Source organism: Burkholderia sp. Bp8963 (assembly GCF_003854275.1).
Classification (GTDB): domain Bacteria; phylum Pseudomonadota; class Gammaproteobacteria; order Burkholderiales; family Burkholderiaceae; genus Burkholderia.
Genome location: NZ_QTQP01000063.1, coordinates 1 through 26,468 on the forward strand (window position 1 = coordinate 1; position 26,468 = coordinate 26,468).

A 26,468-nucleotide genomic window follows, 5' to 3' on the forward strand; every position below is an offset into this window, starting at 1 on the left:
CCGGCGACGGCACCGTGCGCGACAAGGACACGGGCTACTTCACGATCATGGGCCGGATCGACGACGTGCTGAACGTGTCGGGCCACCGGCTCGGCACGATGGAGATCGAGTCGGCGCTGGTCGCGCATGAGCTCGTGGCCGAGGCGGCCGTGGTCGGCCGGCCGGACGAGACGACCGGCGAAGCGGTGGTCGCGTTCGTCGTGCTCAAGCGCACGCGCCCGGAGGGTGACGAGGCCGCGAAGCTCGCGAAGGAACTGCGCGACTGGGTCGGCAAGCAGATCGGGCCGATCGCGAAGCCGAAGGACATCCGCTTCGGCGACAACCTGCCGAAGACGCGTTCGGGGAAGATCATGCGCCGCCTGCTGCGCTCGCTCGCGAAGGGCGAGGCGATCACGCAGGATACGTCCACGCTCGAGAACCCCGCGATCCTCGATCAGCTCACCGAAGTGCGCTGAGTTCGCGCGTTGCGTCATGCGCCCCTGCGCGGCAATCCCGATTGTCCGCGCAGGGGCTTTTTGCTAAACAAGGGCATGACCGCTCCGTCCCGTCCTGCGCCCGCTGCGCCACCACCCGTGCCTGCGCCGCTCGCGCGTGCGCACGCGCGTTACTGGCGCTTCAACGTCGTGCTGATCGTCGTGTTGATGGCGATCGGCTTTTCGGTGTCGTTCGTCGTGCCGTTCTTCGCGTCCGCGCTCGCGGGCGTGCATTTCGCGGGATTCAGTTTGCCGTTCTATGTCGGTGCGCAAGGCGCGATTCTCGTCTATCTCGTGCTGATCGTCGTCTATATCGGGCTGATGCAACGTGCCGACCGCATCCTGCGCCGCGCGTATGACGACCATGCGGCGGGCGCGGACGATACGCGCAGCGGGCGCTGATCGATGCTGACCCGTCGCCTGATCCGCGCGTACGCGCTCTACACGCTCGGTTTTCTCGCATTCGTGCTGCTGCTGTGGCGCATCGAGCGCGCGGCCGGCTCCGGCGTGTGGATCGGCTACGTGTTCCTGTTCGTGCCGATCGCCGTCTATGCGGTGATCGGGCTGCTGTCGCGCACGTCCGACCTCGTCGAATACTACGTCGCCGGGCGTCGCGTGCCGTCCGCGTTCAACGGCATGGCGACCGCGGCCGACTGGCTGTCGGCCGCGTCGTTCATCGGCCTCGCCGGATCGCTATACGCGACCGGCTACGACGCGCTCGCGTACCTGATGGGCTGGACGGGCGGCTTCTGCCTTGTCGCGTTCCTGCTCGCGCCATACGTGCGCAAGCTCGCGCGCTACACGATTCCCGACTTTCTCGGCACGCGCTTCTCGAGCACCGCGGTGCGCGCGCTCGCGGCCGGCGCGGCGATCCTGTGCTCGTTCGTCTACCTGGTCGCGCAGATCCAGGGGATCGGGCTGATCGCGACGCGCTTCATCGGCGTCGATTTCGCGATCGGCATCTTCTGCGGGCTCGCGGGCATACTCGTCTGTTCGTTCCTCGGCGGGATGCGCGCGGTCACGTGGACGCAGGTCGCGCAGTACATCATCCTGATCAGCGCGATCCTGATTCCGGTGTCGCTGATCGCACTGAAGAACGGGCTCGGGCCGGTGCCGCAGTTCAGCTACGGGAAGCTGATGGAGCGTGTCGCCGCACGCGAGGCGCAGGTGCGCGACGCACATGACGAGCAACAGGTGCGCAACGCGTACCGCGGCCAGGCCGCGCGGATCCAGACGCAGCTCGACCGGCTGCCGGCGTCGTTCGGCGAAGCGCGCGGGCGGCTCGTCGACCAGCTCGCCGACCTGCGGCGCCACAACGGGCCGCTGCGCGAGATCAGCCAGCTCGAGCGCGAGCTGGCGGACTTTCCGCGCGACCCGGCGGCGGCGCGTGTCGTGTGGTCGCAGATGCGCGACGACCTGCTTGCGCGCGCCGAGCCGCCGGTGCCGATGCACGAGCCGTTCCCGGCCGCGAGCGACGACGAGCGGCGGCCGCGCGAGCGCAATTTCCTCGCGCTGCTGCTGTGCCTGTCGCTCGGCACCGCGAGCCTGCCGCACATCCTGACGCGTTACAACACGACGACGTCGGTCGCGTCCGCACGCCGCTCGGTCGGCTGGACGCTGTTCTTCATCGCGCTGTTCTATCTGAGCGTGCCGGTGCTCGCGGTGATGATCAAGTACGAGATCCTCGCGAACCTGGTCGGGCGGCCGTTCGCGGAGCTGCCGGCGTGGGTCACGCAGTGGCATCACTTCGAGCCGGACCTGATCAGTGTCGTCGACGAGATTCGCGACGGCATCGTGCACTGGTCCGAGATCCAGATGCAGCCGGACATGGTCGTGCTGGCCGCGCCGGAGATCGCCGGGCTGCCGTACGTGATATCCGGGCTGATCGCCGCAGGCGCACTGGCGGCCGCGCTGTCGACCGCTGACGGGCTGCTGCTGACGATCGCGAATGCGCTGTCGCACGACGTGTACTACTGCATGGTCGCGCCCGACGCGACGAGTCAGCGGCGCGTCACGATCTCGAAGGTGCTGCTGCTCGGCGTCGCGCTGTTCGCGTCGTACGTCGCATCGCTCAATACCGGGAAGATCCTGTTCCTCGTCGGCGCGGCGTTTTCGCTCGCGGCGTCGAGCTTCTTTCCGGTGCTCGTGCTCGGCGTGTTCTGGAAGCGCACGACGACGCGCGGCGCGATCGCGGGGATGGTGACGGGGCTCGCGGTGTGCGTGTACTACATCGTGTCGACGTATCCGTACTTCGCGCAGCTGACCGGCTTCGCCGGGCCGACATGGTTCGGGATCGAGCCGATCAGCTCCGGCGTGTTCGGCGTGCCGGCCGGGTTCGCGGTCGCGATCGTCGTCAGCCTGCTTGACCGGCGGCCGGACGATTACACGCGCGCGCTCGTCGACTATATCCGCCATCCGTGACGCGCAGAACGGGGGAGTGGCGCAGGGTCGCAAGAGTTTGCTATACTCTCGCTCTTCCCGGAGAGATGGATGAGTGGTTTAAGTCGCACGCCTGGAAAGCGTGTATAGGTGAAAGCCTATCGGGGGTTCGAATCCCCCTCTCTCCGCCAGAGCTAAAGGAAAAACCCCGTATAGTCAATGACTTACGGGGTTTTTTGTTTCTCGGCTGCGACCGTCTTGGTTACGATGGCGGCCATCAAGTCCGGGTTCTTTCATTTGTTTTCATCCTTATGAAGTCGCTGGCGAACGGCCAGCACGTTTAAGGCTGACAACAAAGCGAACAAAAGCCGCTATACGACCACTTCGAAGCGGAAGAACAAGTGAGCGAACGTGTCGGGGTCTTCCTGAACCTCGACGACCGGAAAGGAAAAATAAAGCGAATTGACGCCGCGAGAACCCATCTTCTCTTCCCAGCCTCGCATGCCGAAGACGTGGAACTCCCAAAAACCTGCGTCGCTCGCGCGCTCGCCGCTCATGTAGTCAAAGTCGAAGCGATCGTTTTCAGCGAGCTTGCTAGCGAGTTCGCGCATCGGCTTCACCTTCTTGAAAGCTTGCGCCGCCTTGCCGTTGTGCCAAACGAATGTCAACCGGTCCCCGGCCACTGCGCAATATTCGTCGAAGCACTGCGCGACCGCCTCGCGGACCGTAACGTCATAGGCTTTCCCGAAATACAGGCAGCCCCGAATGACGACCGCCGCGCCGATCCCCTCGTGGGAATGACGAGGTTCCAACAGGGCGTTGGGTATGAGGGCCTTCGACTGGTTCTCCTTGGCCCATTGCAAAAAAATTTTTGTCCATCGTGTCTCGGAAAAGCGCGGCAAGCGCTCAAAGGCTCGCGGGCGGCTCCTTGGACATGTCGTAGTTGACCTCGGCCTTGTACGGGCTCTGCCACTGCATCGACTTGTCCAGGTCTCTCAGATTGCGCGAGACACACTGTTGCTTCAAATCTGCCCCGTCTTTGCCTTCGTCGGGCTGACGGCTACACACGCAAATGGCTTTGCAAAGGACATTCTTGTCGGTCGGGCTGAGGGCGGTGGGCCGAAGGCGTACGGCTGTAGTCTGCCCACTCCCGGACAAACGGCTCTGGCTTGAGCCTGCTCCGTAGGTCTCGCCGCTCATGCGTCGCCGTCCCAGCCAACCGCTTGGGTCGATGCCGACGAGAACTGGAGAGATGCGGGTGAGTCGGCCTCATGCCAGTCCGTGTAGCCGTTCAAGTCGGTTTCGCCGGAGAGAGTTCTGCCATCGGCGGTGTGCAGCGTGTACGGATGGTTCGGAATCGGCTCGCCAGTGGTCTCGTTGAGGACCTGAAACCGGCCGCGATATCGACCATCTGAACGGTCGGGAGCCTAGTGGGAGACCGACGCTCCACCGCCAGCCATCGAGCCAACACCAGTCGGGACGTTAGCCGAGGCGAGCGATTGCGACGAGATCAGCGTCGCGCCACATGCCGTCTTGTCGCCCTCAAAAGTCGGCGGGCGACCGTTCATGTCCATGCCGGGGTTTTTGCTCGTGACAATCGGGTACGCGCCGCCGCATTTGGGACAAGACACCATGTCTCCCAGTCGCGCGATTCGCTTGCCGTTAATTGTGCTGATCGAGGCGCAGCCAAATACTTTCCCGCCGTGGGAGGTCGTGTCGCCTTCAACGATAAATGCGCTCATTGGCTTATCGGATACTTGAACGCTCACCACTGTACATCATTTGTCTGGTGATAATGCGAACTGGCGACGGCACATGCCGCGACGGTAAGCCGGTAACGTTATGGTTCGGAAAAGATCTGATTTAGGCACGTTAGCGCTTTCTTCCGACTGACTGAACTCTCGCAAGATCTCTCGCATCCTGCGAAGCATCGCATCCAGTCCCGGACGTGATCAGAGCACCTAGAATGGAAGCATGGTTTGGACCTGATAAGGAGCCTGCCATGTCTCAGTCAATGATTAGCTTTTGGGTGGGTGTAGCGGTCGTGCTGGTTGTGGCATCCGCGATTGTTCGTCGATACAGGGGCGAGCATCCGGGAGCGAGCATGGGTCAATGGCTCGACGCGCATCACATGAGCTGGATGCACCGTAAGCATTGAGGAGGCGCCGTAAGGATAGGGTGCCGGGGACCGGACTCGAATCGGCGGACCGGTTCCTGACTCGTCCGGAACCGGAGCCCTGTTGGATGCGATCCGGCAACGCGTCCAACCCTTCCTCAGTGAATGTCAGAGTGCGCCAGAAGCTCGCGGCCAATGCCCCGCCTGGCCTGACGCCATCAATTCGTTTTTCCAGATGGCTGGGTCAGCCAGATTGCGCTCGCGAGACCGTGAAATTCCCCAGCATCCTTCGCTAGTCCGGCACCCCACCGAGAAACGCCAGCATCGCCGCATTGAAACGGGCAGGGCGCTGCAACGGCGCGAAATGGCTCACGCCCGGCAGGATCGTCAACGTCGCATCCGGAATCGAGCGGGCGAGATACGCCGCATGCTCGGGCCGGATGAACTCGTCATGCTCGCCCAGCACGATCGCGACGGGCACCTCGATCGAACCGAGATCGCGTGCGGTGTAATCGGGTTGCGTGCGCATCATCTCGGTGACGGCGGCCACGAATGCGTCGAACCCGTCCGGCGTGGCCGAGAGCCGCGCGTAATCCTTCCGGTGCCGCGCGAAGCAGCGATCGATCACCGCGCCGGGTTTCATCTCCTTGGTGCCGCCCGGATCCATGTTGCATGCGAAGAAGAACACGCCCGCCGCACGGGCAGAGGCGCGTGACGCCAGCACGAGCGCGATGCAGGCACCGTCGCTCCAGCCGACGAAGCGGGCGCGGTCGATGCCGAGCGTGTCCATCACCGCGAGCACGTCCGACGCCATCCGTTCATAGGAGTAGGGCCGGTCGTCGCGCGTGCTGCGGCCGTGGCCGCGGCTGTCGATCAGGATCGCGCGGTAGCCGGCCGACACGACGGCCGGCACCTGATAGCCCCAGTTGCCGGCATGGCCGAGGCCGCCGTGGAGCATGATCACCGGCGGGCCGTCGCCGTAAGCCGCATGCCAGATACGGGCGCCGTCGTGGTCCAGCCATCCTTCGAGATCGGCCGCGGGCAACGGTGCGGCGCCATCTGCGTCGAACCGGCCGAGATCGTTGTCTTCAAGCTCCGCATTCATCGTGTTTCCCCCAAAGAAGTGACGCGAATGATCCGGCCGCAACGCAGGCGGCAAATCCGGCGTGCGCCACAGCGCTTCCGGATAATCGAGCGTCGCATAATCCGCCGGACCCATATGGGCAAGCTCGCGCACGATCCTTTCAATGCCGGAATCAATCAAGCAGGATTAAGCGTCTTCAAGGATGGCCTTGATGATTCCCTCGGACATCTCCTTCTTGATGCTGCTTTCGAAATCCATCGGCTCATCCCCGCCGTGCGGATCGCGAGAGCATAGCACCGACATTTCGCCGCTTCACGCCAGCTGCGGCAGTGCGCAGATGAGCCGGTCGAAGGATCGGTCCGGCCATCGGCAATTGACCTGTCGGATACCCGTGCACGTTTTTGGGTGTTTTTAAATCGGTCGATGGTGGCTGCCCGAGACTCGCGCATCGATAATCGACAGCTCATGCGGCAGATATTCGAAGCAGAAAAGCACGGCTAACACCGAACCCGATCGAGAATGTGGGAATATGTGCGACCGGCAGATTCCCGCAAGAGAATCGCTGAAACGCATTCCGAAACAATCATGAAGAATAAATCGTTCTTTCACACGCTGACACCTGTTCCCCTGATCGCGCTGCTGGCCGGCGGCGCATACGCGATGACGGACGACGTGGCCCGCCTGAGCGGCACCGTGTTGCAGACATCCATGTCGTTTTGCTCGAACGTCGCGCCGTCCGCACGCGCCACATGCCAGGGCGACATGATCGCGGCGGGCAGCCGCGTGGTCGTGTCGATGGCCGGTCTGCCGCCGAAGGCCGTGTCGACCATCGAAGCGGCGGCGCGCGACAAGTTGCCGGCCGGCGAACGGCCGCCGCTGGCAGCGACGCCGGCACGCGCCGACTTCAAGGATGACGACATCGCCGGTCTCGCCGGCATGGTTCGCTTGTGCGACGTCTACGAGCAGGAGCCCGCCGCGCGCAAGCGGCATCTCGCGGCGGTGGAGGCGCAGGATCCGGACACCGCGCGGCGCGTCGAGGCGCTGCTGGCCGATTCATCCGCATCGGCGCGTGCGCGCGTCAGCATGGGCGTGTGGGAAATCCTCGCGGTTCAGGGGCCGGACCTCGCGGCAGGCGCATGTGCGCGGCTGGGCGCCGCGCCCTGATGTTGCGATACGACGAGCCCGGACGTCGACAATCCCTTCATCGAGCTGAAGGTCGGCCGCCTGACGATTTTCGCGAAGTCCTCGGCGTACCTGCGATTCGTGCTGGCGGACAAATCACGGATCGCCGTAACGGATACGGCCGGATTCCTGTGGCCGTCGATCGTGACCATGTGTGGCTCGCCGCCAATTACGCGGGCATGATGCGCAATCCGCTGCGTCGTCGATGCATCATTTTCCATACACGGCGGAGCCGAAATCTGCCATCAACCGGTCAGCAACCTGTAATGCGCGTCCACGACCGCTCAGCCAGAAAATTACAAAATACCTTCGCGCGCAGAAGCCGCCCGACACTGTCACGCCCACGTCACAAGCCTGCCCGCCCGGTCTTTCATCGGAAGAATTTTCCCGTCCCTCACCATTCTTGACACTTTGTCTTGTCAATGAATGGAAAATGTAAGCATTCCCTTGACGCCACCCGCTCGGCGCATTTATTGTCCGTCTGCCGCCGCCGTGAGAGAGCATGCGCCGGAAAACGCGAATGCCCGCCATTTGCGCACGACAACACGCAGCTGAAGCAGAAAAGGAAACGTCGTAGCCCCATGAAGCCGCTATTCGATGACAAGCAATCCGATGCGGTCAGCAATCGTCCTTCCACCCCGTCTTCGCCCGCTGTCGTCGCGTCTGCCGCAGTCGTCATGCCGGCGGCGGCCGACACCGCGCGCCTGATCACGGTCGACGAGATCGACCAGCTCGGCGCGGCGCAGGGTAATCGGATCGCCGCGTTCTCCCAGCAGATTCTCGCGAGCGTGCGCGCGTCGGATGCCGACCAGTTCGGCGACAAGCTCAACGAACTGATCGCGACCGCGAAGGGGCTCGACCCACGCGGCGCCGACAAGGGCGGGCTGCTCACGCAGGTGACGCGGCTGTTTCGCTCGACGAAGGAGAAGTTGCTCGCGCAATACGAGACGGTCAGCAAACGGATGGACACGCTCGTCGTCGAACTCGAGAGCCATGCGCAACGGCAGAAGAACGGCATCGACGAGCTCGAGCGGATGTACAACGACAACTACGCGCTGCACCAGGAGCTCGCGCAGGCGAAGGCGCGCGGCGAGGCCGCGCTCGCCGCGCTGCGTGCGAACCTTGCGGCCGGGCAGCGGCAGGCCGACGACGCGTTCGGCGCGCAGCGGCTGCTCGACGTGAAGCGCACGGCCGACGCGCTCGAGAGCAAGCTCGACGATCTCGACCGCGCGATGCTGATGTCGAAGCAGCTCGCGCCGCAGATCCGCATGGAGCAGGACCAGAAGCGCACGCTGACGTCGAAGTTCATGACGATCAAGACGGTGCTGATCCCCGCATGGACCAACGCGTTCGCGCTCTATCTGGAACAGCTGAGCACCAAGCGCGCGGCAGCGCTCGCGAACGCGACGTACGACGCGGCGGACGAGGCGATCCGCGCGCAGGCGGACCTCAACCGTGCGAACGCGCAGGAGGTCGCGAAGCTCGGCCAGCGCCCGGTCATCTCGACCGACACGTTCGAATACGCGCAGCAGCAGCTGTTCGGCGCGTTCGACGACGTCACGCAGATCATCGCGGAAGGCAAGCGGCAGCGCGAGCAGGATGCGCCGCGGCTGCGCCAGCTCGAACAGGATCTGATCACCCGTTTCGCCCCGAAGCACCATTGAGGTACACCGCATGATTACGCTTGAGAAACGCGCGGCGAAGGTCGCGATCGTCCTCGAAAAACGCCAGATCCTGAAGCCGCCCGTCGTGCGCGTCGGCGCGGCGCTCGACATCTCCGGCTCCGCGAAGCCGCTCTACAAGTCGGGCGTGATCCAGGACACGCACGACCGGATTCTCGGCATCGCGCTGAAATTCGACGACAACGGCGAAGTCGACACGTGGACCTTCACCGAAGGCTTCGACCGCCTGCCGACCGCGACGCCCGAGAACTACGGCGCGTACATCACCGACTACGTGCTGAACGGCGACATCGCCAAGTGGGGCGGCACGCAGTACGCGCCGGTGATGAACGACATCGTCGACTTCTTCTTCCGCGCACCCGAGCCGGAGCCCAGGCGCGAAGCGAAGCGCGGCTTCCTGAGCCGGCTGTTCGGCGGCGCGGACGACACGCCCGCACCGGCGCCCGTTTCGGCGAACGGCCACCTGCCGGCCTGGGTGCTGTTCGTCACCGACGGCCAGAACCCGAAGAACGACCGCAAGCGCGTGCGCCAGCTGCTGGCCGAATCGCAGCATTACCCGCTGTACTGGTCGCTGGTCGGCGTCGGCGATCCGAGCGAGTTCGACTTTCTGTCAGAAGTGGCCGACGAGATGCCGAACGTCGGCTTCCTGCATCTCGAATCGCTCGACGTGAGCGACGAGCAAATCTACGACCGGCTGATCACGCAGGAATTCTGCGACTGGGTGCGCGCGAAGTAAGCGCGGCCCCGCACGGCATTTTTTCGAACCCAAAGTCATCCCAATCATGTTGAAAGACTTCAAGATTCCGTTATCGCTCACCGTGCTGGCGCTGATCGCCGCGTATCTCCTCGGCGGCGTGAAGGACATGCTGATCGTCGCCGTCCTGTGCGTGCTCGAGATTTCACTGTCGCTCGACAACGCTGTCGTCAACGCGTCCGTGCTGAAGAACTGGTCCGAGAAGTGGCGCAACCGCTTCATGGTGTTCGGCCTGCCCGTCGCGGTGTTCGGCATGCGGCTCGTGTTCCCGCTGCTGATCGTCGCGGTGATCGGCCACATCGGCATGTGGGACGCGCTGACGCTCGCGATCGACGCGCCGGACAAGTACGCGGCGATCCTGACGTCCGCGCATCACCAGGTGTCGGCATTCGGCGGCGCGTTCCTGCTGATGGTGTTCTTCAAGTTCATGTTCGACACCGAGAAGGACGAGCACTGGATCGGCTTCCTCGAAGGCCCGATGCGGCATCTCGGCCGGATCGCCGCGCTCGAGGTCGCGCTGACGCTCGCGATCATCATCATCGCGTCGCTGTACGTGCCGTCGGCCGAACAGGTCGCCTTCCTGCTCGCGGGCGCGTTCGGTGTGATCAGCTTCGTGATCGCGCACGGCATCGGCGACCTGATCGGCGGCGAGGACACGGGCACGCGCGTCGTGCGCGAAGGCGTCGCGGGCTTCATGTATCTCGAGGTGCTCGATTCGTCGTTCAGCTTCGACGGCGTGATCGGTGCGTTCGCGCTGTCGAACAACATTTTCCTGATTGCGCTCGGCCTCGGCGTGGGCGCGGCCTATATCCGGGAAATGACGCTCGTGCTGCTGAAGAAGGGCACGCTCGCGCAGTACCGCTATCTCGAGCACGGTGCGTTCTGGGCGATCGGCGCGCTCGCGGCGATCATGTTCGTCGGCGTGAAGCTCGAGGTGCCCGAGGTGGTGACGGGCCTGGTCGGCGCGGCGATGATCGGTGCGGCCGTCTGGTCGTCGATCCTCGCGCAGCGTCGCGAGGAGAAAGCGGAGCGTGCCGCGGTGGCCGGCAAGTAACGGCGCCGCGCCGGTTTCATGACGACGGGCCGCCGCCGGCGGCCCGCCTTGCCGCCGCGGGCCGGCGGCTTCCTGCAACAGAGGTTCAGATGATCAATTTGTCGAAGGGCGGTCGCGTCAACCTGTCGAAAGAGGCGCCCGGCACGCAGAAATTCCGCATCGGTCTCGGTTGGGATGCGAACACGACGGACACGGGCGCGGATTTCGATCTCGACGTGTCGGTGTTCCTGTGCAAGTACGACGCGCAGAACAATCCGAAGCTGATCTCGGACCAGCACTTCGTGTTCTACAACAGCGAAGTGCGGACGATGGAGCGCAAGGAGACCTTCATCCAGCCCAGCGACGATTTCCCGAAGCGCGGGATGCCGGCGTCGAAGTGCCTCGGCGTCGTCCATAGCGGCGACAACCGCACGGGCAGCGGCGACGGCGACGACGAGGTGATCTTCATCGACGTCACGAAGCTCGCCGCGGATATCGAGGAAATCTCGGTGGTCGTCACGATCGACCAGGCTGAGGCGCGCCGCCAGAATTTCGGGCAGGTCCGCAACAGCTATATCCAGATCGCCGACGAGGTGTCGGGCGCCGTGATCGCGAAGTACGCGCTCGAAGAGGATTTTTCGATGGAGACGTCGGTGCAGGTCGGCAGCTTCTACCGGCGCGATGGCCAATTCATGTTCAAGGCGGTCGGCGCGGGCTACAACCGCGGCCTCGGCGATTTCGTCCGGGCCTATGGCGGCGTCGTCTGACTGGCGGCGGCCCGGCGCGCGGGCAACCGGCGCGCCGGGCGGGATGCATCGACGATGAACCGCCAGCCTGACGAGCCGAAGGCGCTCGAGTTCGATGACGGGCCCGCGCGCATGCCGGGCCGTCTCGCATTTGACGCACCGCCGGCCGGCGCATCGAAGCCGGACGACCGGCCGGCGCCGGCGGCGCTCGATTTCGGTCCCGCGCCGGTGAAGGATACGCGCGCGGTGCCCGCCGACGCAGTCGGCAAGGCGCTGTTCAGCGAAGCGAACCATCCGCTGCTCGAGCAGTGCTTCCGTGCCGCGCAGGCCGGCTTTCCCAATCTGTACCCGGATTACGCGCCGCGCATCGAGCGGCACATCCGGCAGCTCGTGCCGCTCAAGCTGGCGAGGGTAGCGACGATCGGCGACGGTGCGCTCGAAACCGCCGGCAACCTCGTCGAAGCGGTCGCGGCGACGACGCGCGAGTTCAACGAACTCGGCGCGGCCGACCTGATGGCCGGCCTGCTCGCGCAGGTGACGCGCAAGGCCGGCGTGCTCGAACGCTGGTTCCGGCCGTCGTCGGCGCACGTCGATTACCGCGCCGCGCTCGGCGCGCTCAAGCAGTCGCTCGGGTTCTTTCCGCGCCGGACCGAGGCGCTTGCGGCGAAGATCCGTCACGCGGAGGAAGGCCTCGTCGTCGTGCTCGCGGCGCTGAGCGCGGTTGCCGATGTCGTGCGCGTGCCGGACGATACGGGCCTCGAGCGCACGCTGTTCGACCGCCGCCAGATCGTCGGCCAGGCCGTGCAGCAGATCCGCATGCAGCCGGTACAATTGCGCGGGCTCGACGAGCGCGTGACCGACCTGCTGTCGCGCGCCGATCACCTGATGAATGTCGTGCTGCCCGGCGCGATGGCGGCGCGGCCGAACGGCTGAGCGGACCGCGCGGGCGAGCGTGCAGCCGCCCGCTCGCGCCGCTCGCCGCAGCAGCCACAGCCCCCACCAGATTCGCGCGGACCGGCGCGAGTCTGCTATCTTCCCGGGCATTTCCGCGTTTTCCGACCGATTCTCCATGACCGACCGCATCGTCGCCGCCTTCGATTTCGACGGCACCATCACCACGTCCGACAGCTTTCGCCATTTCGTCCGCTATGCGATCGGCACGCCGCGCTTCGCATGGGCCGGGCTGCGCGCGTTGCCATGGATCGTCGCGATGAAGGCGGGGTGGCTGTCGCGCGGCGACGCGAAGGCAAAATTCGCGTGGTTCGCGCTCGGGCCGATGCGCGCGGATGCGCTCGAGGACGTCGCGCGCCGCTTCGTCGACGGCGACCTGCCGCGCCTCGTGCGCCCCGAGATGCTCGAGCGGGTGCGCGAGCATCGCGCGCGCGGTCACGAAGTCGTGCTGGTGAGCGCGTCGCCGTCGCTGTATCTGGAGAAGTGGGCGAAGGCGGCCGGCTTCGACGCAGTGCTCGCGACGCGGCTCGCGTTCGAGCGCGGCGCGTTCGCCGGCCGGCTCGACGGCGAGAATTGCTGGGGGCCGCAGAAGGTCGTGCGGTTGCGTGCATGGTGGGGCGACCGGCCGCCGTCGACGCTGTTCGCATACGGCGACAGCCGTGGCGACAAGGAAATGGCGGAGCTCGCGAACCGCGCGTGGATTCGCGGGCAGGGCGCGCTGCCGCCGATCGACGGCTGACGTGCTCACCCGTCAGCGCGCGCGGGCCGCGCATGCCGGCACGTGCGCGGACACGCGCCGCAAGGCCGGCGCGCCGCTCACTGCAGCATGAAGATCTCGTATTCGAGCGAATCGAGCTTCCGGTCCAGCCACGCCATCCCCGCGAGCACGACGATGAGCAGCGCAAACGCGAACCCGTAGCCATAGAACAGTGGCCCCGCGATCAGCGTCACGGCCGTCAGGACGGTGTTCAGCACGCAGAACGCCGCGATCAGCACGAGAGCCGGCTGCCGCCGGTCGAGATAGATGAGGCTGTTCAGCAGCGCGAGGAACACCATCTGCAGGCTCGTCGCGATCACCTGCACCGACAGCAGCGGCATGTAGAGCCGCGAGATGCCGATCGCGTCGAGCAGCAGCGCCCCTGTCGCGAGCACCACGAACACGGTGAGCGTCTGCACCTTCACGATGTCGAACAGCGCGGAGCGCAATGCCTGCGCCATGGCGTCGTGCGCGTGCTCGATCTGCTGCAGCGAGCCGCCTTCGCGGATCGCGGCGTTGAACGCGCGGTAGTGCCGCGCGAACTCGGTCTCGACGCGCAGCAGGAACACCGCCATGCCCGGCGTGATCGCGAGGTACGCGAGGAAGATCGGGATATCGTAGATCACCGACGCATGCAGCGGCCCGAGCACGGGCTGCCCGGCGCTCGGCGAATACCAGAACATCACCTTGTCGATCCAGATGCTCGCGTTGTACAGCAGCCCGATCGCCATCAGCGCCGGATAGCGGTTCGCGCGCCGGAACAGGTCGAACGAGATCACGCGCGCTGCGCTGAAGCCGCCGTATATGCGGCTCAGCAGCATGAGCAGCAGCAGCGTCTGGCCGAGCACGAAATCGTACAGCAACCCTTCGAGACCGAAGCGTCTGAGCCCGACCGCCGCGAGCGTCGTCACCCCGTAGCCGACGAAGAACGCGCGCAGGATCCCGCTGTATTGCTTGAGCCCCGCGAGGAAGACGCTCGCGATCCAGATGTCGCACAACAGCACGAACCCGGTGATCATCAGCGCACGATACAGGCCGCTCTGCGCATCGAACGCGAACGCAGCCACGAGCAGGCCGAGTGCGGTGGTGCCTGCCGTCACGACGAGCAGCGCGCCGGAAAAGTTCGGCAGGATCGCGTCGAGTTGCTTGTCGAACAGGCGGTCGCTCGTGAAGCGGGTGAGCGAGAGCTGCATCGGCCCGGTGACGATCAGGCTCGCCGCGATCAGGTAGGTTGCGGACACCTGGAAATCCGACACGATCGCGTTCGACAGCAGCGGCGACGCGCCGAGCAGCCCGACGAGCAGCATGCCGACGATCGACCAGATCCACGGCCCGGCGCCGACGAGCCCCGCATACGCGTACGCGCGCATGATGCCGAGCAGCGAGTTGCGCCGCGCGAGCCGGCGCAGCTTGATTCCGATGGCGGACATTGCGTTGCTCCCTGGCGCCCTAGCCGCGCGGCGCGTACGGGCACGTCGCGGCGCCACCGTGCGCATGCCCGACATCGGGCATGCGCCGGTCCGGCGAGCCGGCGAGCGTCGCGTAGAGCGCGCGGTACGCACCGATCATCCGTTCCTGCGAGTAGTACCGTTCGACGCGCGCGATGCCGGCGCGCTGCGCGTCGTGCCACGCGTTCGCGTCGGCGAGCAGGCCGAGCGCCTCGCGGGCGAGCGCGATCGGGTCCGCGATCGGCACGAGCCGGCCGGCCGAGCCGAGCGCCGCATCGTCGGCATCCGCGCCGTGGATCAGTTCGCTGCACGCGCCGACATCGGTCGTGACGACCGGCACGCCCGCGGCGAACGCCTCGAGCACCGCGAGCGGCAGCGCCTCCGAGATCGAACTCAGCACGAGCACGCCGATCTTCGGCAGCAGGTCGTCGATCCGCTGCATCCCGAGCAGCGTGACCTTGCCCGCGAGACCGAGACGGTCGATCAGCTCGCGGCACTCGGCCGCGTACGACGGATCCTCGTTCTCGGGGCCGGCGATCCACGCCTCCGCGTCGGGCATGTCGCGCACGACGGTCAGCATCGCGCGGATGAAGGTCTTCACGTCCTTGATCGGCACGACGCGCCCGATCAGGCACAGCACCTTCGGCGCCTCCGCGGGCCGCTGCGCGCGCAGCGGCGCGAGGCGGCGCAGGTCGACGCCGTTCGGGATCGTGCGCGTCTTCGGCGCGGGCGCGCCATCGAGCATCTGGCGGCGCCGGTTGCCTTCGTACAGCGCGACGATGTCGTCGGCGGCCGCGTAGGTCATCCGGCCGAGCGACTCGAAAAAGCGCGCCCACATCTCGTGGAAATAGCCGATGTGCGACGCGTCGTATTCGATCAGGTTGCGGTTGTCGCGGATCCACTGGCTCTGGAACAGCTCGATCTTGCGTTCCTTCGTGTAGATCCCGTGCTCGGAAATCAGCAACGGCCGCCCCTGCCGGTGCCGCAGCAGCGCGCCGAGAAAGCCCGCATAGCCGGTCGAGACCGCGTGATACAGGCGCATCGGGATCAGCTGTTCGGCGATCCGCGCGAGCTGCCACAGCGGCCGGTGCATCAGGCGCACCGACCAGAAGTAGTCGGAGAACGACGGGTCGCTGCAGTGCGCGCGATACTGGTCGGTCAGGAATGTCCACGCTTCCTGGCTGTACAGGAACTGCGCCTCGTCGAGCCGGTGTTCGTCGGTCAGATCGTCGACGACGCGCCGCACGAGCCGGTTGTCGAGCGGCATGTCATTCGGCCGCCGCAGCTGTTCGTGCAGCAGCGCGACCCGCTCGAACGCGTCGCGCTCGATGTGGGTTACGCGCGCATGTTCGGGCGGCGAGGTGCCGTCGTACAGATAGTGGTTCTCGAGATGGACGACGTTGGCGGGCAGCGGATACGCGATCTTCGGGTAGTCGTCCGGCTTGCTGCCGAGAAAGCACAGGCCGAACGTGTATTCGGGAAACGCGCGGACGATGTCGTGCACCCACGACGACACGCCGCCGCTGACATACGGATAGGTGCCTTCGAGCAGCAGCCCGATATCCGCGAAGGCCGCGCGCGGCAGCACGTTGCCGAGCGCGTCGGTGACGGTGCCCGGCCGATGCAGGCCGGCGCGCGTATCGAAACCTGAATCCCGCAACATGGTGGGCGTTCCTCGTCACGTGTTCCAGTAGTCGGCGATCGGTGCGAGCAGGTGCGGCGGCACTGGCGGCATGCCGTCGAGATGACGCCGCACGGCCGCATAGTCGCGCCGCCGATAGGCGATCTCGGCGAGGTACGGCAGCACGCGCATGCGTGGATAACCGCAGGTGATCGCTTGCGTCAGCATCGCTTCGGCGTCGTCGAGGCGATCCGACTCGAATGCGAGGCGGCCGCGCAGCCGCCACAGCGCGCCGTCGCCAGGGCGGTGATGCAGCGCGCGCGCCGCGTGCGCGTCGGCCTGTTCGAGCGCGTTACGGTAGACGTCGCCATCGACGAGGCGCGCGTAGACGAGCTCGCAATACAGTTCGGCGAGCGTCTTGTCGACACGGTAGCGTTCGTCGTCGGACAGCCGGCGCGAGAGCTTCGCGCGCTCGATGCCGATCTGCTGCGTCACGCGCTTCTCGCTCTTGTCGAGCATCCCGTATGCAAGCAGGCGCACGTCGTCCGCCGGGTCGTTCAGCAGCGCGTGCAGGATCGGGCTCGCCGCACGCACGGGCATCGTCCGCATCGCGACGAGCGCCGTCATGCGATGGCCGACGGCAGTGCGGCGATTCATCAGGCCTTCCTTGACTTCGTGCTCGTGCGCGTACGACAGCGTCGCGAGCAGGTGCGGCGCGAACCGCGGTTCGCGCACGAGTTCAATCAGCGCGCCTTCGTCGAGGCGCGGAAACGCGAACGCGCGCACGCGACTCGCGAGCCGCGCGATCGCGTCCGCGGCCGAGCGGCCGGCGTCGCGGGTCGCGCGCAGCGTGCGCAGGCCCGGCCACGACGCTGGCCGTCGGGGCGTCGCCGACGCCACCGGCGTGGCGCGGTTCGTGTGCGCATGCGCATTGCGCGACGCGCGGGCGGATTCAGGTGGCTTCATCGCAGTTGGCCAGCAGTTGGCGCAGCGCGCCGTCGGACGGCGTGCCGGCGAGGGAAACCCAGCGCGCGACGACGCGCGCCTCCGTGAAGCCGATGCCGAACTGGTTGCGGACATCGGTCTCGATCCGCCGCAGCTGCGCGTCCACCGCGGCGTCGCTGCTGAGCGGCATGATGAACACCAGCGCGCGCTTGGCTCCCATGTGCACGATCCACTGCACGTGAAAATCGAGGTTCGTGCGCTCGACATGGTCGAACATGGCCTGCGCCTGCCTGCTCGCGTCGAACAGCAGCAACACGACCGACGACGCGACGCCGCTCGTGCGCTGCAGGTCGGCGAGGCGCGCGTATTCGAGCGCGAAGTCGTACGGGCAGTCGGGGAACGCCTGCAGCACGTCGCGGGTGATCGCCGCATGCCGCACGCCGTTCGCGTAGTAGCTGCACATCACGAACATCAGCTGCAGGTTGTCCGCGGTCAGCGCGAGGAACGGCAGCTCGGACACGACGAGCGTCCCGACGATCGCGTCGCCCGCGCCGATCAGCGGCGCACATGCGACGTAGCGGGTGTGCGCGCGATCGCGCGCATCGAGCGACTGCAGGTGCGCGAGCGAGAGTTCGTCGAGCGCGGCGGTGACGAGCAGATCGTCGGCGTCGAACTCGAATGCGGGGCCGACGCCCGCGACGGGTGTCGCGGCGAGCGCGCCGTCATGCCACGCGTGGATCTGCGCGGCCTCGATCTGGCATGCCTGCGTGACGGCTTCGAGGAACGGCTGCGCGCCGGGCAGCGTCGCGGTCGTCGCGGGGCCGGACGCGTTGCGCAGCGTCAGGTCGCGCAGGCGTGCGAGCGCGTCGCGCAGGGTCGCCGGCCTGACGAGCAGATCCTGTTCGAGTTGATCATGCGACAGCCGCAGCAGGAACTGGTTGTTGGTCAGCACGGACAGCCGCTCGCTCAGGTACGTGTTCGACACGCGGGCCTGCGACAGCCGCGTTGCCCACGTGTCGCTGAACTGGCCTGCGACAAGCATCGTGATGAAGCCGCCAACGAAGAAGTCGCGCGGAAATACGTCCGCGAGCGGCAGCCGCGCGTAGAACACGACCCACGCGGCGAGCAGCAGCGTGCCGCCGCCGAGACCGGCGACGGTGCCGTAGCGCAGCGCGACGAACAGCGGCAGCAGCCACATCCACGGAAACGTCTTCGCAAGCAGCAGTGGATCAGCGGGAGACAGCACACGGCACAGCGCGAACACGAAGACGGACAGCACGAGCGTTTCGAGCGCGACGTACGACGCCGAATGGTCGCGAGGCAGCAGCGACGCGAAGCGCGCCGCCGTCGTGCGATGCAGGAGGCGCGAGCGCAGGCTCGCATGCTGCACGCGCGCACGCGTGTCGATCCCCGCGTCGAATCGCGTCGATTTGGTGTCGATGGCCATCAATAACCTCGCGCGTCCCTGGTTATGTCGATCTGCGCGGCCGTCACGCGGGCGGCGGCCGTGCCCCTGCCATTACGTTGCGTGTCATCAGTCGCGAGGTTGCGTGCGGCGGCCGTGCGAACGCGCGTGGAGCGGCGACGCGCTGCTCCTGGCGGGGGGCGGGGTCTGCGCGAACGTGCCGAACGCGCCGGTGGTCCTTCGACCGGGCCGGCGAGTGATTCCCGAAATCATGATCGATGCTCCGCTCTGGATAAGGCGCCGGGCGCATGTGCCATCGACGCTGCCCCTCGCGTCGACGCAAGGAACGTACCAATGACTTGCGCTCCTTGCGCAATGTGCGCTGGGCGTGATGCCGCGGCATTCGGGCGGGGAAACACGTAGTGAAACGCACGGTTTTGTTTCATCGCTGATACGTTGGAGCCGGTCTCGGCGTTTCGCGCAGTGACTCGTTTCGAGGCTCGCATCTGGGGCGGCATCTGACTCATGCGTGTGCAACGGGTCCGGCTGAAAGTCGGTTGTCGGCTCGATGATCCGTTGCTCGTCGCGGTCGATGCAGCGCGTAACACTTGTGCAACAGCGTGCGATGAGCGTCGGTGCACTACGGGAAAGTCCGCCCCGACGTTTCGCGGTCCTGCATGGTTCGTCGCCTTGAACTTCGAAATGTCTTGGTCTATCTCTTCATCCAAGGCATCGCGCATCGACGCGCGACCGATTCGATCGCGCGACGCGTTCCATGCGAAATGGCAGTCGATCGCCGGAACAGGGATGAGGCGTCGCGACGCACAAGACAACTCAGGGGTTTGCCGTGCATTGCCGACAGTCGTCGGGCCCGGGGGGCATGACCATGTTGGGGAGGATAAGGCGTCACATGGCCGGCGTGCGCGCACTCGTTGCGTGTCTCGCGCCGCTGTCGGCGTCTGCGCAAGCTGCCTCTCCCGACACGGTTGCGCTTCCAGCCGAATCCGCTACCGCGTTCGCGGCGCCGCTCGTCGCGACCGACGCCGCGCTGGTGCGCACGGGCGACGCGGCCTCGGCCGCTGTCGCGACCGCGCCGCTGCCGACTTTCGCGTTCTTCTACGGCGCGCATGTCCCCGTCGCCGCGCTGTCGTCGTTCGACAGCGTGGTCGTCGAACCCGACAGCGATTTCGATCCGCACGCGGCCGACGCGGCGCACACCGCGTGGCTCGCGTACGTGAGCGTTGGCGAGGTGAGCACGACACGCACGTACTTCAACGCAATTCCGCAGGCCTGGCTGCATGGCGAGAATCGCGCATGGGGCTCGCTGGTCGTCGACCAGGCGGCGCCGCAATGGCCCGCGTTCTACGTCGAGCACGTGATCGCGCCGCTGTGGGAGCGTGGCTTTCGCGGCTTCTTCCTCGATACACTGGACTCCTATCAGATCGTCGCGAAGACGGACGCCGAGCGTGCGCGCCAGCAGGCCGGTATCGTCGCGGTGATCGACGCGATCAAGGCACGCTATCCGTCGGCACGCCTGATGCTGAACCGCGGCTTCGAACTGCTGCCGCGCGTGCACGCGCTCGTGTATGCGGTCGCGTTCGAGTCGCTCTATCGCGGCTGGAGCCAGTCGCGGCAGCAATACACCGAAGTGCCGGCGGCCGATCGCGCGTGGCTGATGCTGCAGGTGGAGGCGGCGAAGGCGTACGGCTTGCCGGTCGTGTCGATCGACTACTGTCCGCCCGCCGACGCCGCATGCGCGCACGATACCGCGGCGCGCATTCGCGCGGCCGGCGTGATTCCGTACGTGACGGGGCCGGCACTCGACATCGTCGGCATCGGCGCGCTCGCGAGGTGCCTGCTTGCGCCGGCGTTTGCGTGGCGCGATACCGCGCCGGCAGCGCGTGAAGCGGTGGGGTGGTCGGGCGCGCATGCGGCCGGTCCTGTGCAATACGTCCACATGGAAGCCGACCGTGCAAGCTGACCGCAAACGACTCGTTTCCCCGCTCGGCATCGCCGGCTTTGGCGCAGCGGTCACGCTGTCGCTCGCCGCCGTGTTTCCGCGCACCACGCTCGAGCGCGCGCTGCTCGAAAGCCGCGAGACCGATACGCTGACCGTCGCCTACCTGCGCGCGTGGCTGCGCGCCGATCCGAACAACGCGGGCGCGGTCGAGCATCTCGCGCGCGAATACATCGACGAAGGCCGCTACGACGATGCGGAGCGGCTCGTCGCGCAACTGCGCGCGTCGTCCGACGCCGACGTGAAGCAGCGCGCGTTCCTGACCGATATCGGGATCGCCGAGCGGCGCCTGTATGAGCTGCCCGAAGGCGCGCCCGAGCGCATCGGCCGCATCGCGAAGCTCGACGCGCTGCTGAGCGCCGCAGTCGACGTGCCGTGGTCGCCGCTGCAGCTTCAACTGCTGGCGGTCAAGGCGCTCTCGCTGAACGACGGCGGGCTCGCGGCACGCTACTACCACCGGCTCGCCGCGCGCGAACCGCTGCGCACGACGTACTGGCTCGGCAAGGAATCGGCCGCGCAGCTCGCCAGCGGCCATTACCGCGACGCGGCGGACGCGGCGTTCGCGGCGAGTGCGCGCGCGGCGTCGAAGGGCGAGCGGCGCGCGTTCTTCTTTGCGGGGCTGCGCGCGCTGCAAGGCGGCAACCTGCTCGACGATGCGATGCTGGCTGCGCGCCAGCATATCGGCGAGCTCGCGAACGACCCGCGCACGCTGCGCTTCCTGATCTCGCTGTCGCTCGCGGCGGGCCGTCCCGATCTCGCCGCCGACTACACGAACCAGCTCGTGAAGCTGCATGGCGCGTCGAAGCACACGGAAGCCGCGCCGTCGGCCGGGCATCACGCGGCCGTCGTGCCGGGCGTCACGTTCGCGGTGTGGCGCTGGAGCGACCGGCCGCGCATCGTGCGCGTCGCGCAGGCGGCCAATACGGCCGATGACGCGGCGGACGACACGGCGGACGACACGGCGGACGACACGGCCGCACCGGAATCGGGGAAGGCGTCGGGGAAGGCCTCGGGTAAGGCGGCAGGCGACGAGGCCGGGCCTTCGGACGACGAGCTCGCGTTCAAGGTGTACCTGCAGAACAGCAAGCTGCGCGAAGCGGAGGGCATCGCGCGCAACGCGCTCGCGCGCGACCCGAACTCGGTGCCGTGGCACGAGCGGCTCGCGCAGGTCGCGACCTGGAACAACCGGCCGCGGGTCGCGCTCGATGCATACATGTGGCTCGCGAAGACGCGCAACGACGAAGCGTCGTGGCAGCAGGTGCTGCGCCTCGCGCCCGCGCTGCACGACGATCGGGCGCTGCTGGCTGCGATGCAGCACGAACTCGACCGCGGCGGCGCAAAGGTCGATCGCCGCAAGCAGCTCGAGTGGATCGACGCATATATCGCGATCGAACAGGGGCGTGCCGATCCGGGTGCGGCGATCCGCTTCCTCGCGATGCAGTCGCACGGCGCGCTGCGGCAACCGGTGCTCGAACGCACCGCGGCGCTCGCGGAGCGCACCGGCGACGATGCGCTTGCGCTGCGCACGTGGCAGACGCTCGAACGCGAGTACGGCCCGAATCCCGCGTATGCAACGAAGATCGCGGTGGCGCTCTACGGCCAGCACCGCTATGCGGACGCGCTGGCCGCGCTCGAGAAGGCCAGGCCTGCGACGGATGGCGGAACGGATGCCGTCCAGTACTGGCGGCTCTACGCGACGCTCGGCAAGCTCGCGGGCAAGCCGGACGTCGTCGTCGAAGGTTCCCGCCATCTGCTGAAGAGCGGCCGCGAGACGCCGGGCGATCTCGAGCAGATGATCGACGCGCTCGACACGCAGCCGCTCGACGCGGGCCGCGTCGCCGAATACGCCTATCGCCGCACCGGCGAGCTGCGCGACCTGCGGCGCGCGGTGTACTACTACACGCGCGCACATGCTTACGAGCGGATCGGCACGTTGCTCGACTCGCTGACGCCCGCGCAGGCCGCGGCCGCGGAGCGCGATCCCGACTACCTGATGGCGCGCTCGCAATACTGGCGGCTCGTCGGCGAACCCGCGCGGGCGCTCGACGACGTGCGCGCGGTGCTGCGCATCCAGCCCGACAACGCGAACGCCGAGGTCGCGCTGATCTGGCTGCTGAACGACTCGGCCACCGACGCCGAGCTGCGCGCGGCGCTGCGCACCTACCGCTCGCATGCGACCGGCGACACGCCGCTGACGGCGGCCTATGCGGCCGCGTACCTGCGGCTCGGCGACGCGCGCGCGGCGCTGCATTTCCTGCGCCAGAACCTGCCGTCGCATCGCGACGACGTGCTGTGGAGGCTGACGGTTGCCGACGCGCTCGAGCAGTCCGGGCAGACCGACGAGGCGTGGCAGATCCGGCGCACCGCGTGGAAGAAGCTGCACCGCGAACAGATCGACGCGCGCCGGCCGCCGCAGATGTCGCCCGACGAATACGACACGGCGCGCGTGCGTTTCATTGCGCTGACCGACCGCTTCGCCGGAGGCGACGCATCGAAGCGGCTGCTGATCGAGCTGCTGCGCAAGGACGCGCAGGCGAATGCGGCGCCGTCGTCGAAGGCGGCGACGGATCTCGGCGACCTGTCGATGCTGCCGCCTGATACCGCGCAGTCGCTGACTCGCCGCAACGAACGCTACTCGGCGGTCGCACGCGAGGCGATGCTCGCGTGGAGCCAGTCGCATGATGCATACGACTTCGAGCGCGACTGGCTCGCGTGGCACTACACCGAACGCCTGTCGCAGCCGTCGTATGCGAATGCGGCCCTCGCGCTCGCGGACGACAACACGGCGAAGCTGTCGCAGATGCTCGACGATCCGTCCGACCCGATGCCGACGTCGGAGAAGATCGCGGCCGAAGCGCGCGCGGGCCGTGTCGAAGCCGCACAGCAGGACGCCGCGCAGGCGCAGAACCTGCTGCCGGACAACGACGCGATGCACGCGACATACGTCGATTCCGTGATGCCGACCGCGCAGGCGATCGCGCCAGGCTTCCGGTATCTGCACACGGGGCCGCTGCTGTTCTACGAGACGAGCATCGGCGCGGGCATTCGCATCACGCCGGCGCTCGCGTTCGCGTTCCGCTACGTCGACCGCGCGCAGCACGGCGACAGCTCGCTGCCGGGCGTGCCCGGCAAGGACCGCAACTTCGAGGCGATGCTGCGGCGCTACGGGTCGTTCGACCGCGAGGCGCTCGTGCTCGGCCGCCGCGATGCGCTGCGCGACATCACGACGGTGCGCATCGAGGGCGCACTGTTCGAAGGCCGGCCGCTCAGCTTCACCTATTCGCTCGGACGCAACCAGGAGGCGACCGAGTCGTCGCAGCTGCAGGTCGGCGGCGTGAAGGACAACGTCGTCGGCGCAGTCGCGTTCCAGCCCGATCCGCACATCTTCACGCGCGCGCGGCTCGAATACGCGCGCTTCTACGGGCAGGACCGCTCGTACCTCGGGCACGGCACGCTGATCACCGCCGATGCGGGCTACAAGCTGCGCGTCAGCTATCCCGACTACACGGTCCGGATTGCGGTCACGCACGGGCAGTACAACGCGAACGGCACCCCGGGTTCGCTGCTTCAGCAACTGCTGCCGAACGGGGTGCCGCTGACGTCGCCGCAGTTCGTGCCGCAGACCTTCACACAGGTCGCGGTGCTCGCGGGCTTCGGCAACGGGCTGCTCGACGGCTATACGCGCCGCTGGCGGCCGTTTCTCGAGGTCGGCCCGCTGTACGACTCGCACGCGGGCTGGGGCGAACGCGTGACGGCGGGGGTTGCCGGCAGCGTGCTCGGCGGCGACCAGCTTGGCCTCTACATCACCCATGCCAGCGCGTCGCAGAACCATTCGACGCCGATGACCGAAGCCGGAATCCGCTATCGCTGGATGTATTGACCCGGAAACCAAGGAGAGCGAAATGAACGAGAGCGCAACGCCGCGTGCGGCGAACAAGCCGGTGCGGCACGGATGGACGGCCCGCCGCTGGTGCATGGCGCTGGCCGCGGCGGGGGCGCTGCTTGCCGGCTGCGCGCAGCTGGACAGCGGGCCCGTGTCGCCGTTCGAGGCGAACGGCGGCAACAGCGACTTGCGGATGGCGAACACCGGCTGGGCGATCCTGCCGATCGAGAACAACACCGAGACGGCGAACGCCGGGCAGCGCGCCGCGTCGATCGTCGCGGGCTTTCTGCGTGCGCAGGGCTATGCCGACGTGCGCGAGTACCGCGCGCCGGGCGACGACGGGATGTTCACGGACTGGACCGGCACCGATATCGGCAAGGCGAAGAAGTGGGCGACCGACAATCACCTGCGCTACGGGCTGACGGGCGCGGTGAACGAGTGGCGCTACAAGGTCGGGGTCGACGGCGAGCCGGCGATCGGCATCGCGCTGCAGATCATCGATCTGCAGACTGGCGCAGTGGTGTGGAGCGGCACGGCGAGCCGCACGGGCTGGAGCCGCGATGCGGCGACGAGTGTCGCGCAGGGGCTGGTGCGTCAGCTGCTGACGCCCGTCGTCGGGTCCGGCAACGGGCGCGCGCATTCATAGCGCGTTCGTAGCGTGCGCGGCGCCCGCGAGGGCGCCGCGCCGGGTGGCGGAGTGGGGCATTACAGGCCCCGCATTACAGACCCCAGTAGCAGACCTCGTTCTGGCCGGAGCTCGCATCCGACACGTACGGCGTGAAGCCGTGCGAGCGGCTCGACGTGTACGCGCTCGACGCGCCGGCCGTATCCGTGCACGAGCCGACATAGTCGAGCGTCGCGATCCAGAACGGGTGGCCGCCCGGCGTCAGGTTCATGCCCTTCCAGTTCAGCAGCTCCTGCTGCGCCTGGCTGTCGAAGGTCGGCTTGTAGACTTCTTCGTGCGCGATGCCGTCGAGCAGGCTCGCAAACGGCACGCCGCCGGTGGTACCGAGACGCGTGACGTTGCTGGTCGCGTTCTGCATCACGATCAGCAGCTTCGGATACTTCTGGCGCAGCTTGCGCACGAGGTCGAGGCCGCCCTGGCTGCACGCGGCATCGCACGGGCCGTTGGTGGTCGACGTGCCGTGCTCGACGATCTCGAGGTTGTCGAGGTAGAAGCCGTCGGCGCCCTGCGCGACGAGACGCGGCGCGACGAAGTTCAGGATCAGGTTCTGGTAGTCCGCGTTGCCGACGTTCATCCACGTCTCGTCCGAGTAGCCCTGGTACGAGCCGAGCTGCGCGGCCTTGTTCGCGCCGCACGACACGAAGCCGCTCGGCACGCTGTTCCAGTAATCGCGCCAGTGCTCGCACGAGCCGAGGTTCAGGTAGCTCAGCACCTTGTTCTGACCGTTGTTCTTCAGCGTCACGACGTCGCTCGGCGCGAAGTTGCCGACGCCCGGATCGAGGTCGACGTCCATCACCCGGAACGTGCTGGCCGCGCGGTTCAGGTCGATGCCGGTGGTGTCGCCGTAGTACGACATCCACGGCGCGGCCACCGCGAAGCCGGGGCCGCCCGACGCGGTGGTGGTCGGGGTGGTGCCGGAGCTCGTGCCGGTCGACGTGGACGTGGACGACGTACCCGAGCCCGTCGACGACGTCGGCGTCGAGCCGGAGCCGGAGCGGCTCGAGCCGCCGTTCCAGCTCAGCGCGCTCGCAGTCTGGGTGCCGCCATCGTCGCCGCCGCACGCAGCGAGTATCACGGGGACGATCAGGGAGAGAACCAACGGGGCAATTCTTCGCATCGGATTATTCCTGTTCAGGGATTCGGAGGGGTTGCGCGGCAACCGGCGAGCACCCGCGACGCCACGCCGCGACGCACGGGGGCGCGCGTTCAGGCCGCGCCCGCATGTGTCCGGAGCCATCATCGAGGGGATCAGCAAACGACGTTCGACCGGTCTGCCAGGGTACCGGCAAGGCCGAACGGGGGGCGGT

Annotated in this window: 20 protein-coding genes, 1 tRNA gene and 1 pseudogene; 14 read left to right on the forward strand and 8 right to left on the reverse strand. The window is 67.1% G+C overall.

The features are described from left to right. From DID96_RS32695 to DID96_RS32710, 4 genes are all read left to right on the forward strand, one after another. Positions 1 to 455, forward strand: a 455-nt coding sequence (locus DID96_RS32695) for an AMP-binding enzyme (protein WP_409333832.1), incomplete at its 5' end; no start/stop codon positions are given. A 75-nt stretch (positions 456 to 530) separates the two neighbouring features. After that, positions 531 to 875, forward strand: a complete 345-nt coding sequence (locus DID96_RS32700; protein ID WP_124603342.1) for a DUF4212 domain-containing protein — start codon at positions 531 to 533, stop codon at positions 873 to 875. A 3-nt stretch (positions 876 to 878) separates the two neighbouring features. Then, positions 879 to 2,894 (forward strand): sodium:solute symporter family protein, encoded by a 2,016-nt coding sequence (locus tag DID96_RS32705; RefSeq protein ID WP_124603343.1) that lies wholly within the window; start codon positions 879 to 881, stop codon positions 2,892 to 2,894. Positions 2,895 to 2,953: 59 nt separating this feature from the next. After that, positions 2,954 to 3,043 (forward strand) — tRNA-Ser (locus DID96_RS32710). 180 nt (positions 3,044 to 3,223) lie between these two features. Here the strand turns inward: DID96_RS32710 and DID96_RS32715 are convergent. The 3 genes and pseudogenes from DID96_RS32715 to DID96_RS32725 form a co-directional block, all read right to left on the reverse strand. Continuing rightward, positions 3,224 to 3,715, reverse strand: a complete 492-nt coding sequence (locus tag DID96_RS32715; protein ID WP_124603344.1) for a type VI immunity family protein — start codon at positions 3,713 to 3,715, stop codon at positions 3,224 to 3,226. Between the two features lie 333 nt (positions 3,716 to 4,048). Further along, positions 4,049 to 4,594 (reverse strand): annotated as a pseudogene (locus DID96_RS32720) (PAAR domain-containing protein). 666 nt (positions 4,595 to 5,260) lie between these two features. Continuing rightward, entirely contained in the window at positions 5,261 to 6,073 is an 813-nt protein-coding gene (locus tag DID96_RS32725) for an alpha/beta fold hydrolase (RefSeq protein WP_124603345.1), read from the reverse strand. A gap of 564 nt (positions 6,074 to 6,637) precedes the next feature. Here DID96_RS32725 and DID96_RS32730 point away from each other — a divergent pair. The 7 genes from DID96_RS32730 to DID96_RS32760 all read left to right on the forward strand — a co-directional run bounded on the left by DID96_RS32730 (position 6,638) and on the right by DID96_RS32760 (position 13,139). Continuing rightward, entirely contained in the window at positions 6,638 to 7,216 is a 579-nt protein-coding gene (locus tag DID96_RS32730) for a hypothetical protein (protein ID WP_124603346.1), read from the forward strand. A gap of 599 nt (positions 7,217 to 7,815) precedes the next feature. Then, positions 7,816 to 8,898, forward strand: coding sequence for a toxic anion resistance protein (locus DID96_RS32735; RefSeq protein ID WP_124603347.1), 1,083 nt, complete (start codon positions 7,816 to 7,818; stop codon positions 8,896 to 8,898). Positions 8,899 to 8,908: 10 nt separating this feature from the next. Beyond that, the gene (locus DID96_RS32740; RefSeq protein WP_124603348.1) at positions 8,909 to 9,652 is read left to right on the forward strand and encodes a VWA domain-containing protein; all 744 of its coding nucleotides are present in this window, start codon (positions 8,909 to 8,911) and stop codon (positions 9,650 to 9,652) included. A gap of 46 nt (positions 9,653 to 9,698) precedes the next feature. Then, positions 9,699 to 10,724: a DUF475 domain-containing protein gene (locus tag DID96_RS32745; RefSeq protein WP_124603349.1), complete on the forward strand. Its 1,026-nt coding sequence runs from the start codon at positions 9,699 to 9,701 to the stop codon at positions 10,722 to 10,724. Positions 10,725 to 10,813: 89 nt separating this feature from the next. Beyond that, positions 10,814 to 11,470 carry a TerD family protein gene (locus DID96_RS32750; RefSeq protein ID WP_124603350.1) on the forward strand — a complete coding sequence of 219 codons (657 nt, stop codon included), beginning with the start codon at positions 10,814 to 10,816 and terminating at the stop codon, positions 11,468 to 11,470. A gap of 54 nt (positions 11,471 to 11,524) precedes the next feature. Next, the gene (locus tag DID96_RS32755; protein ID WP_124603351.1) at positions 11,525 to 12,382 is read left to right on the forward strand and encodes a hypothetical protein; all 858 of its coding nucleotides are present in this window, start codon (positions 11,525 to 11,527) and stop codon (positions 12,380 to 12,382) included. Positions 12,383 to 12,518: 136 nt separating this feature from the next. Beyond that, positions 12,519 to 13,139, forward strand: a complete 621-nt coding sequence (locus DID96_RS32760) for an HAD family hydrolase (RefSeq protein ID WP_124603352.1) — start codon at positions 12,519 to 12,521, stop codon at positions 13,137 to 13,139. 77 nt (positions 13,140 to 13,216) lie between these two features. On the opposite strand, the gene pelG is transcribed toward DID96_RS32760, so the two are convergent. From pelG to DID96_RS32780, 4 genes are read right to left on the reverse strand one after another with little or no spacing between them, the layout of a single operon-like run. Further along, positions 13,217 to 14,587 carry an exopolysaccharide Pel transporter PelG gene (gene pelG, locus DID96_RS32765; protein ID WP_124603353.1) on the reverse strand — a complete coding sequence of 457 codons (1,371 nt, stop codon included), beginning with the start codon at positions 14,585 to 14,587 and terminating at the stop codon, positions 13,217 to 13,219. 19 nt (positions 14,588 to 14,606) lie between these two features. Then, positions 14,607 to 16,268: a GT4 family glycosyltransferase PelF gene (pelF, locus tag DID96_RS32770; protein ID WP_124603354.1), complete on the reverse strand. Its 1,662-nt coding sequence runs from the start codon at positions 16,266 to 16,268 to the stop codon at positions 14,607 to 14,609. A 15-nt stretch (positions 16,269 to 16,283) separates the two neighbouring features. Continuing rightward, positions 16,284 to 17,192 (reverse strand): lipopolysaccharide assembly protein LapB, encoded by a 909-nt coding sequence (locus DID96_RS32775; RefSeq protein ID WP_124603355.1) that lies wholly within the window; start codon positions 17,190 to 17,192, stop codon positions 16,284 to 16,286. Continuing rightward, complete coding sequence (locus DID96_RS32780) at positions 17,179 to 18,618, reverse strand: PelD GGDEF domain-containing protein (RefSeq protein WP_124603356.1); 1,440 nt, start codon at positions 18,616 to 18,618, stop codon at positions 17,179 to 17,181. The genes DID96_RS32775 and DID96_RS32780 overlap by 14 nt, the downstream gene beginning before the upstream one ends. Positions 18,619 to 19,486: 868 nt before the next feature. On the opposite strand from DID96_RS32780, the gene DID96_RS32785 reads away from it, so the two are divergent. The 3 genes from DID96_RS32785 to DID96_RS32795 are packed head-to-tail and all read left to right on the forward strand — an operon-like array spanning position 19,487 to position 25,122. After that, positions 19,487 to 20,557, forward strand: coding sequence for an endo alpha-1,4 polygalactosaminidase (locus tag DID96_RS32785; protein ID WP_124603357.1), 1,071 nt, complete (start codon positions 19,487 to 19,489; stop codon positions 20,555 to 20,557). Then, positions 20,547 to 24,473, forward strand: coding sequence for a tetratricopeptide repeat protein (locus DID96_RS32790; protein WP_124603358.1), 3,927 nt, complete (start codon positions 20,547 to 20,549; stop codon positions 24,471 to 24,473). The genes DID96_RS32785 and DID96_RS32790 overlap by 11 nt, the downstream gene beginning before the upstream one ends. Positions 24,474 to 24,495: 22 nt before the next feature. After that, entirely contained in the window at positions 24,496 to 25,122 is a 627-nt protein-coding gene (locus DID96_RS32795; RefSeq protein WP_124603359.1) for a DUF4136 domain-containing protein, read from the forward strand. A gap of 73 nt (positions 25,123 to 25,195) precedes the next feature. Here the strand turns inward: DID96_RS32795 and DID96_RS32800 are convergent, their stop codons facing one another. Continuing rightward, entirely contained in the window at positions 25,196 to 26,278 is a 1,083-nt protein-coding gene (locus tag DID96_RS32800) for an endo alpha-1,4 polygalactosaminidase (protein WP_260464092.1), read from the reverse strand. Between the last annotated feature and the right edge of the window lie 190 nt (positions 26,279 to 26,468).

Coding starts and splice junctions, on each gene's coding strand:
- DID96_RS32700 (WP_124603342.1), top strand. CDS start 531: ATGACCGCTCCGTCCCGTCCTGCGCCCGCTGCGCCACCACCCGTGCCT.
- DID96_RS32705 (WP_124603343.1), top strand. CDS start 879: ATGCTGACCCGTCGCCTGATCCGCGCGTACGCGCTCTACACGCTCGGT.
- DID96_RS32725 (WP_124603345.1), bottom strand. CDS start 6,073: ATGAATGCGGAGCTTGAAGACAACGATCTCGGCCGGTTCGACGCAGAT.
- DID96_RS32730 (WP_124603346.1), top strand. CDS start 6,638: ATGAAGAATAAATCGTTCTTTCACACGCTGACACCTGTTCCCCTGATC.
- DID96_RS32735 (WP_124603347.1), top strand. CDS start 7,816: ATGAAGCCGCTATTCGATGACAAGCAATCCGATGCGGTCAGCAATCGT.
- DID96_RS32740 (WP_124603348.1), top strand. CDS start 8,909: ATGATTACGCTTGAGAAACGCGCGGCGAAGGTCGCGATCGTCCTCGAA.
- DID96_RS32745 (WP_124603349.1), top strand. CDS start 9,699: ATGTTGAAAGACTTCAAGATTCCGTTATCGCTCACCGTGCTGGCGCTG.
- DID96_RS32750 (WP_124603350.1), top strand. CDS start 10,814: ATGATCAATTTGTCGAAGGGCGGTCGCGTCAACCTGTCGAAAGAGGCG.
- DID96_RS32755 (WP_124603351.1), top strand. CDS start 11,525: ATGAACCGCCAGCCTGACGAGCCGAAGGCGCTCGAGTTCGATGACGGG.
- DID96_RS32760 (WP_124603352.1), top strand. CDS start 12,519: ATGACCGACCGCATCGTCGCCGCCTTCGATTTCGACGGCACCATCACC.
- pelG (WP_124603353.1), bottom strand. CDS start 14,587: ATGTCCGCCATCGGAATCAAGCTGCGCCGGCTCGCGCGGCGCAACTCG.
- pelF (WP_124603354.1), bottom strand. CDS start 16,268: ATGTTGCGGGATTCAGGTTTCGATACGCGCGCCGGCCTGCATCGGCCG.
- DID96_RS32775 (WP_124603355.1), bottom strand. CDS start 17,192: ATGAAGCCACCTGAATCCGCCCGCGCGTCGCGCAATGCGCATGCGCAC.
- DID96_RS32780 (WP_124603356.1), bottom strand. CDS start 18,618: ATGGCCATCGACACCAAATCGACGCGATTCGACGCGGGGATCGACACG.
- DID96_RS32785 (WP_124603357.1), top strand. CDS start 19,487: ATGGCCGGCGTGCGCGCACTCGTTGCGTGTCTCGCGCCGCTGTCGGCG.
- DID96_RS32795 (WP_124603359.1), top strand. CDS start 24,496: ATGAACGAGAGCGCAACGCCGCGTGCGGCGAACAAGCCGGTGCGGCAC.
- DID96_RS32800 (WP_260464092.1), bottom strand. CDS start 26,278: ATGCGAAGAATTGCCCCGTTGGTTCTCTCCCTGATCGTCCCCGTGATA.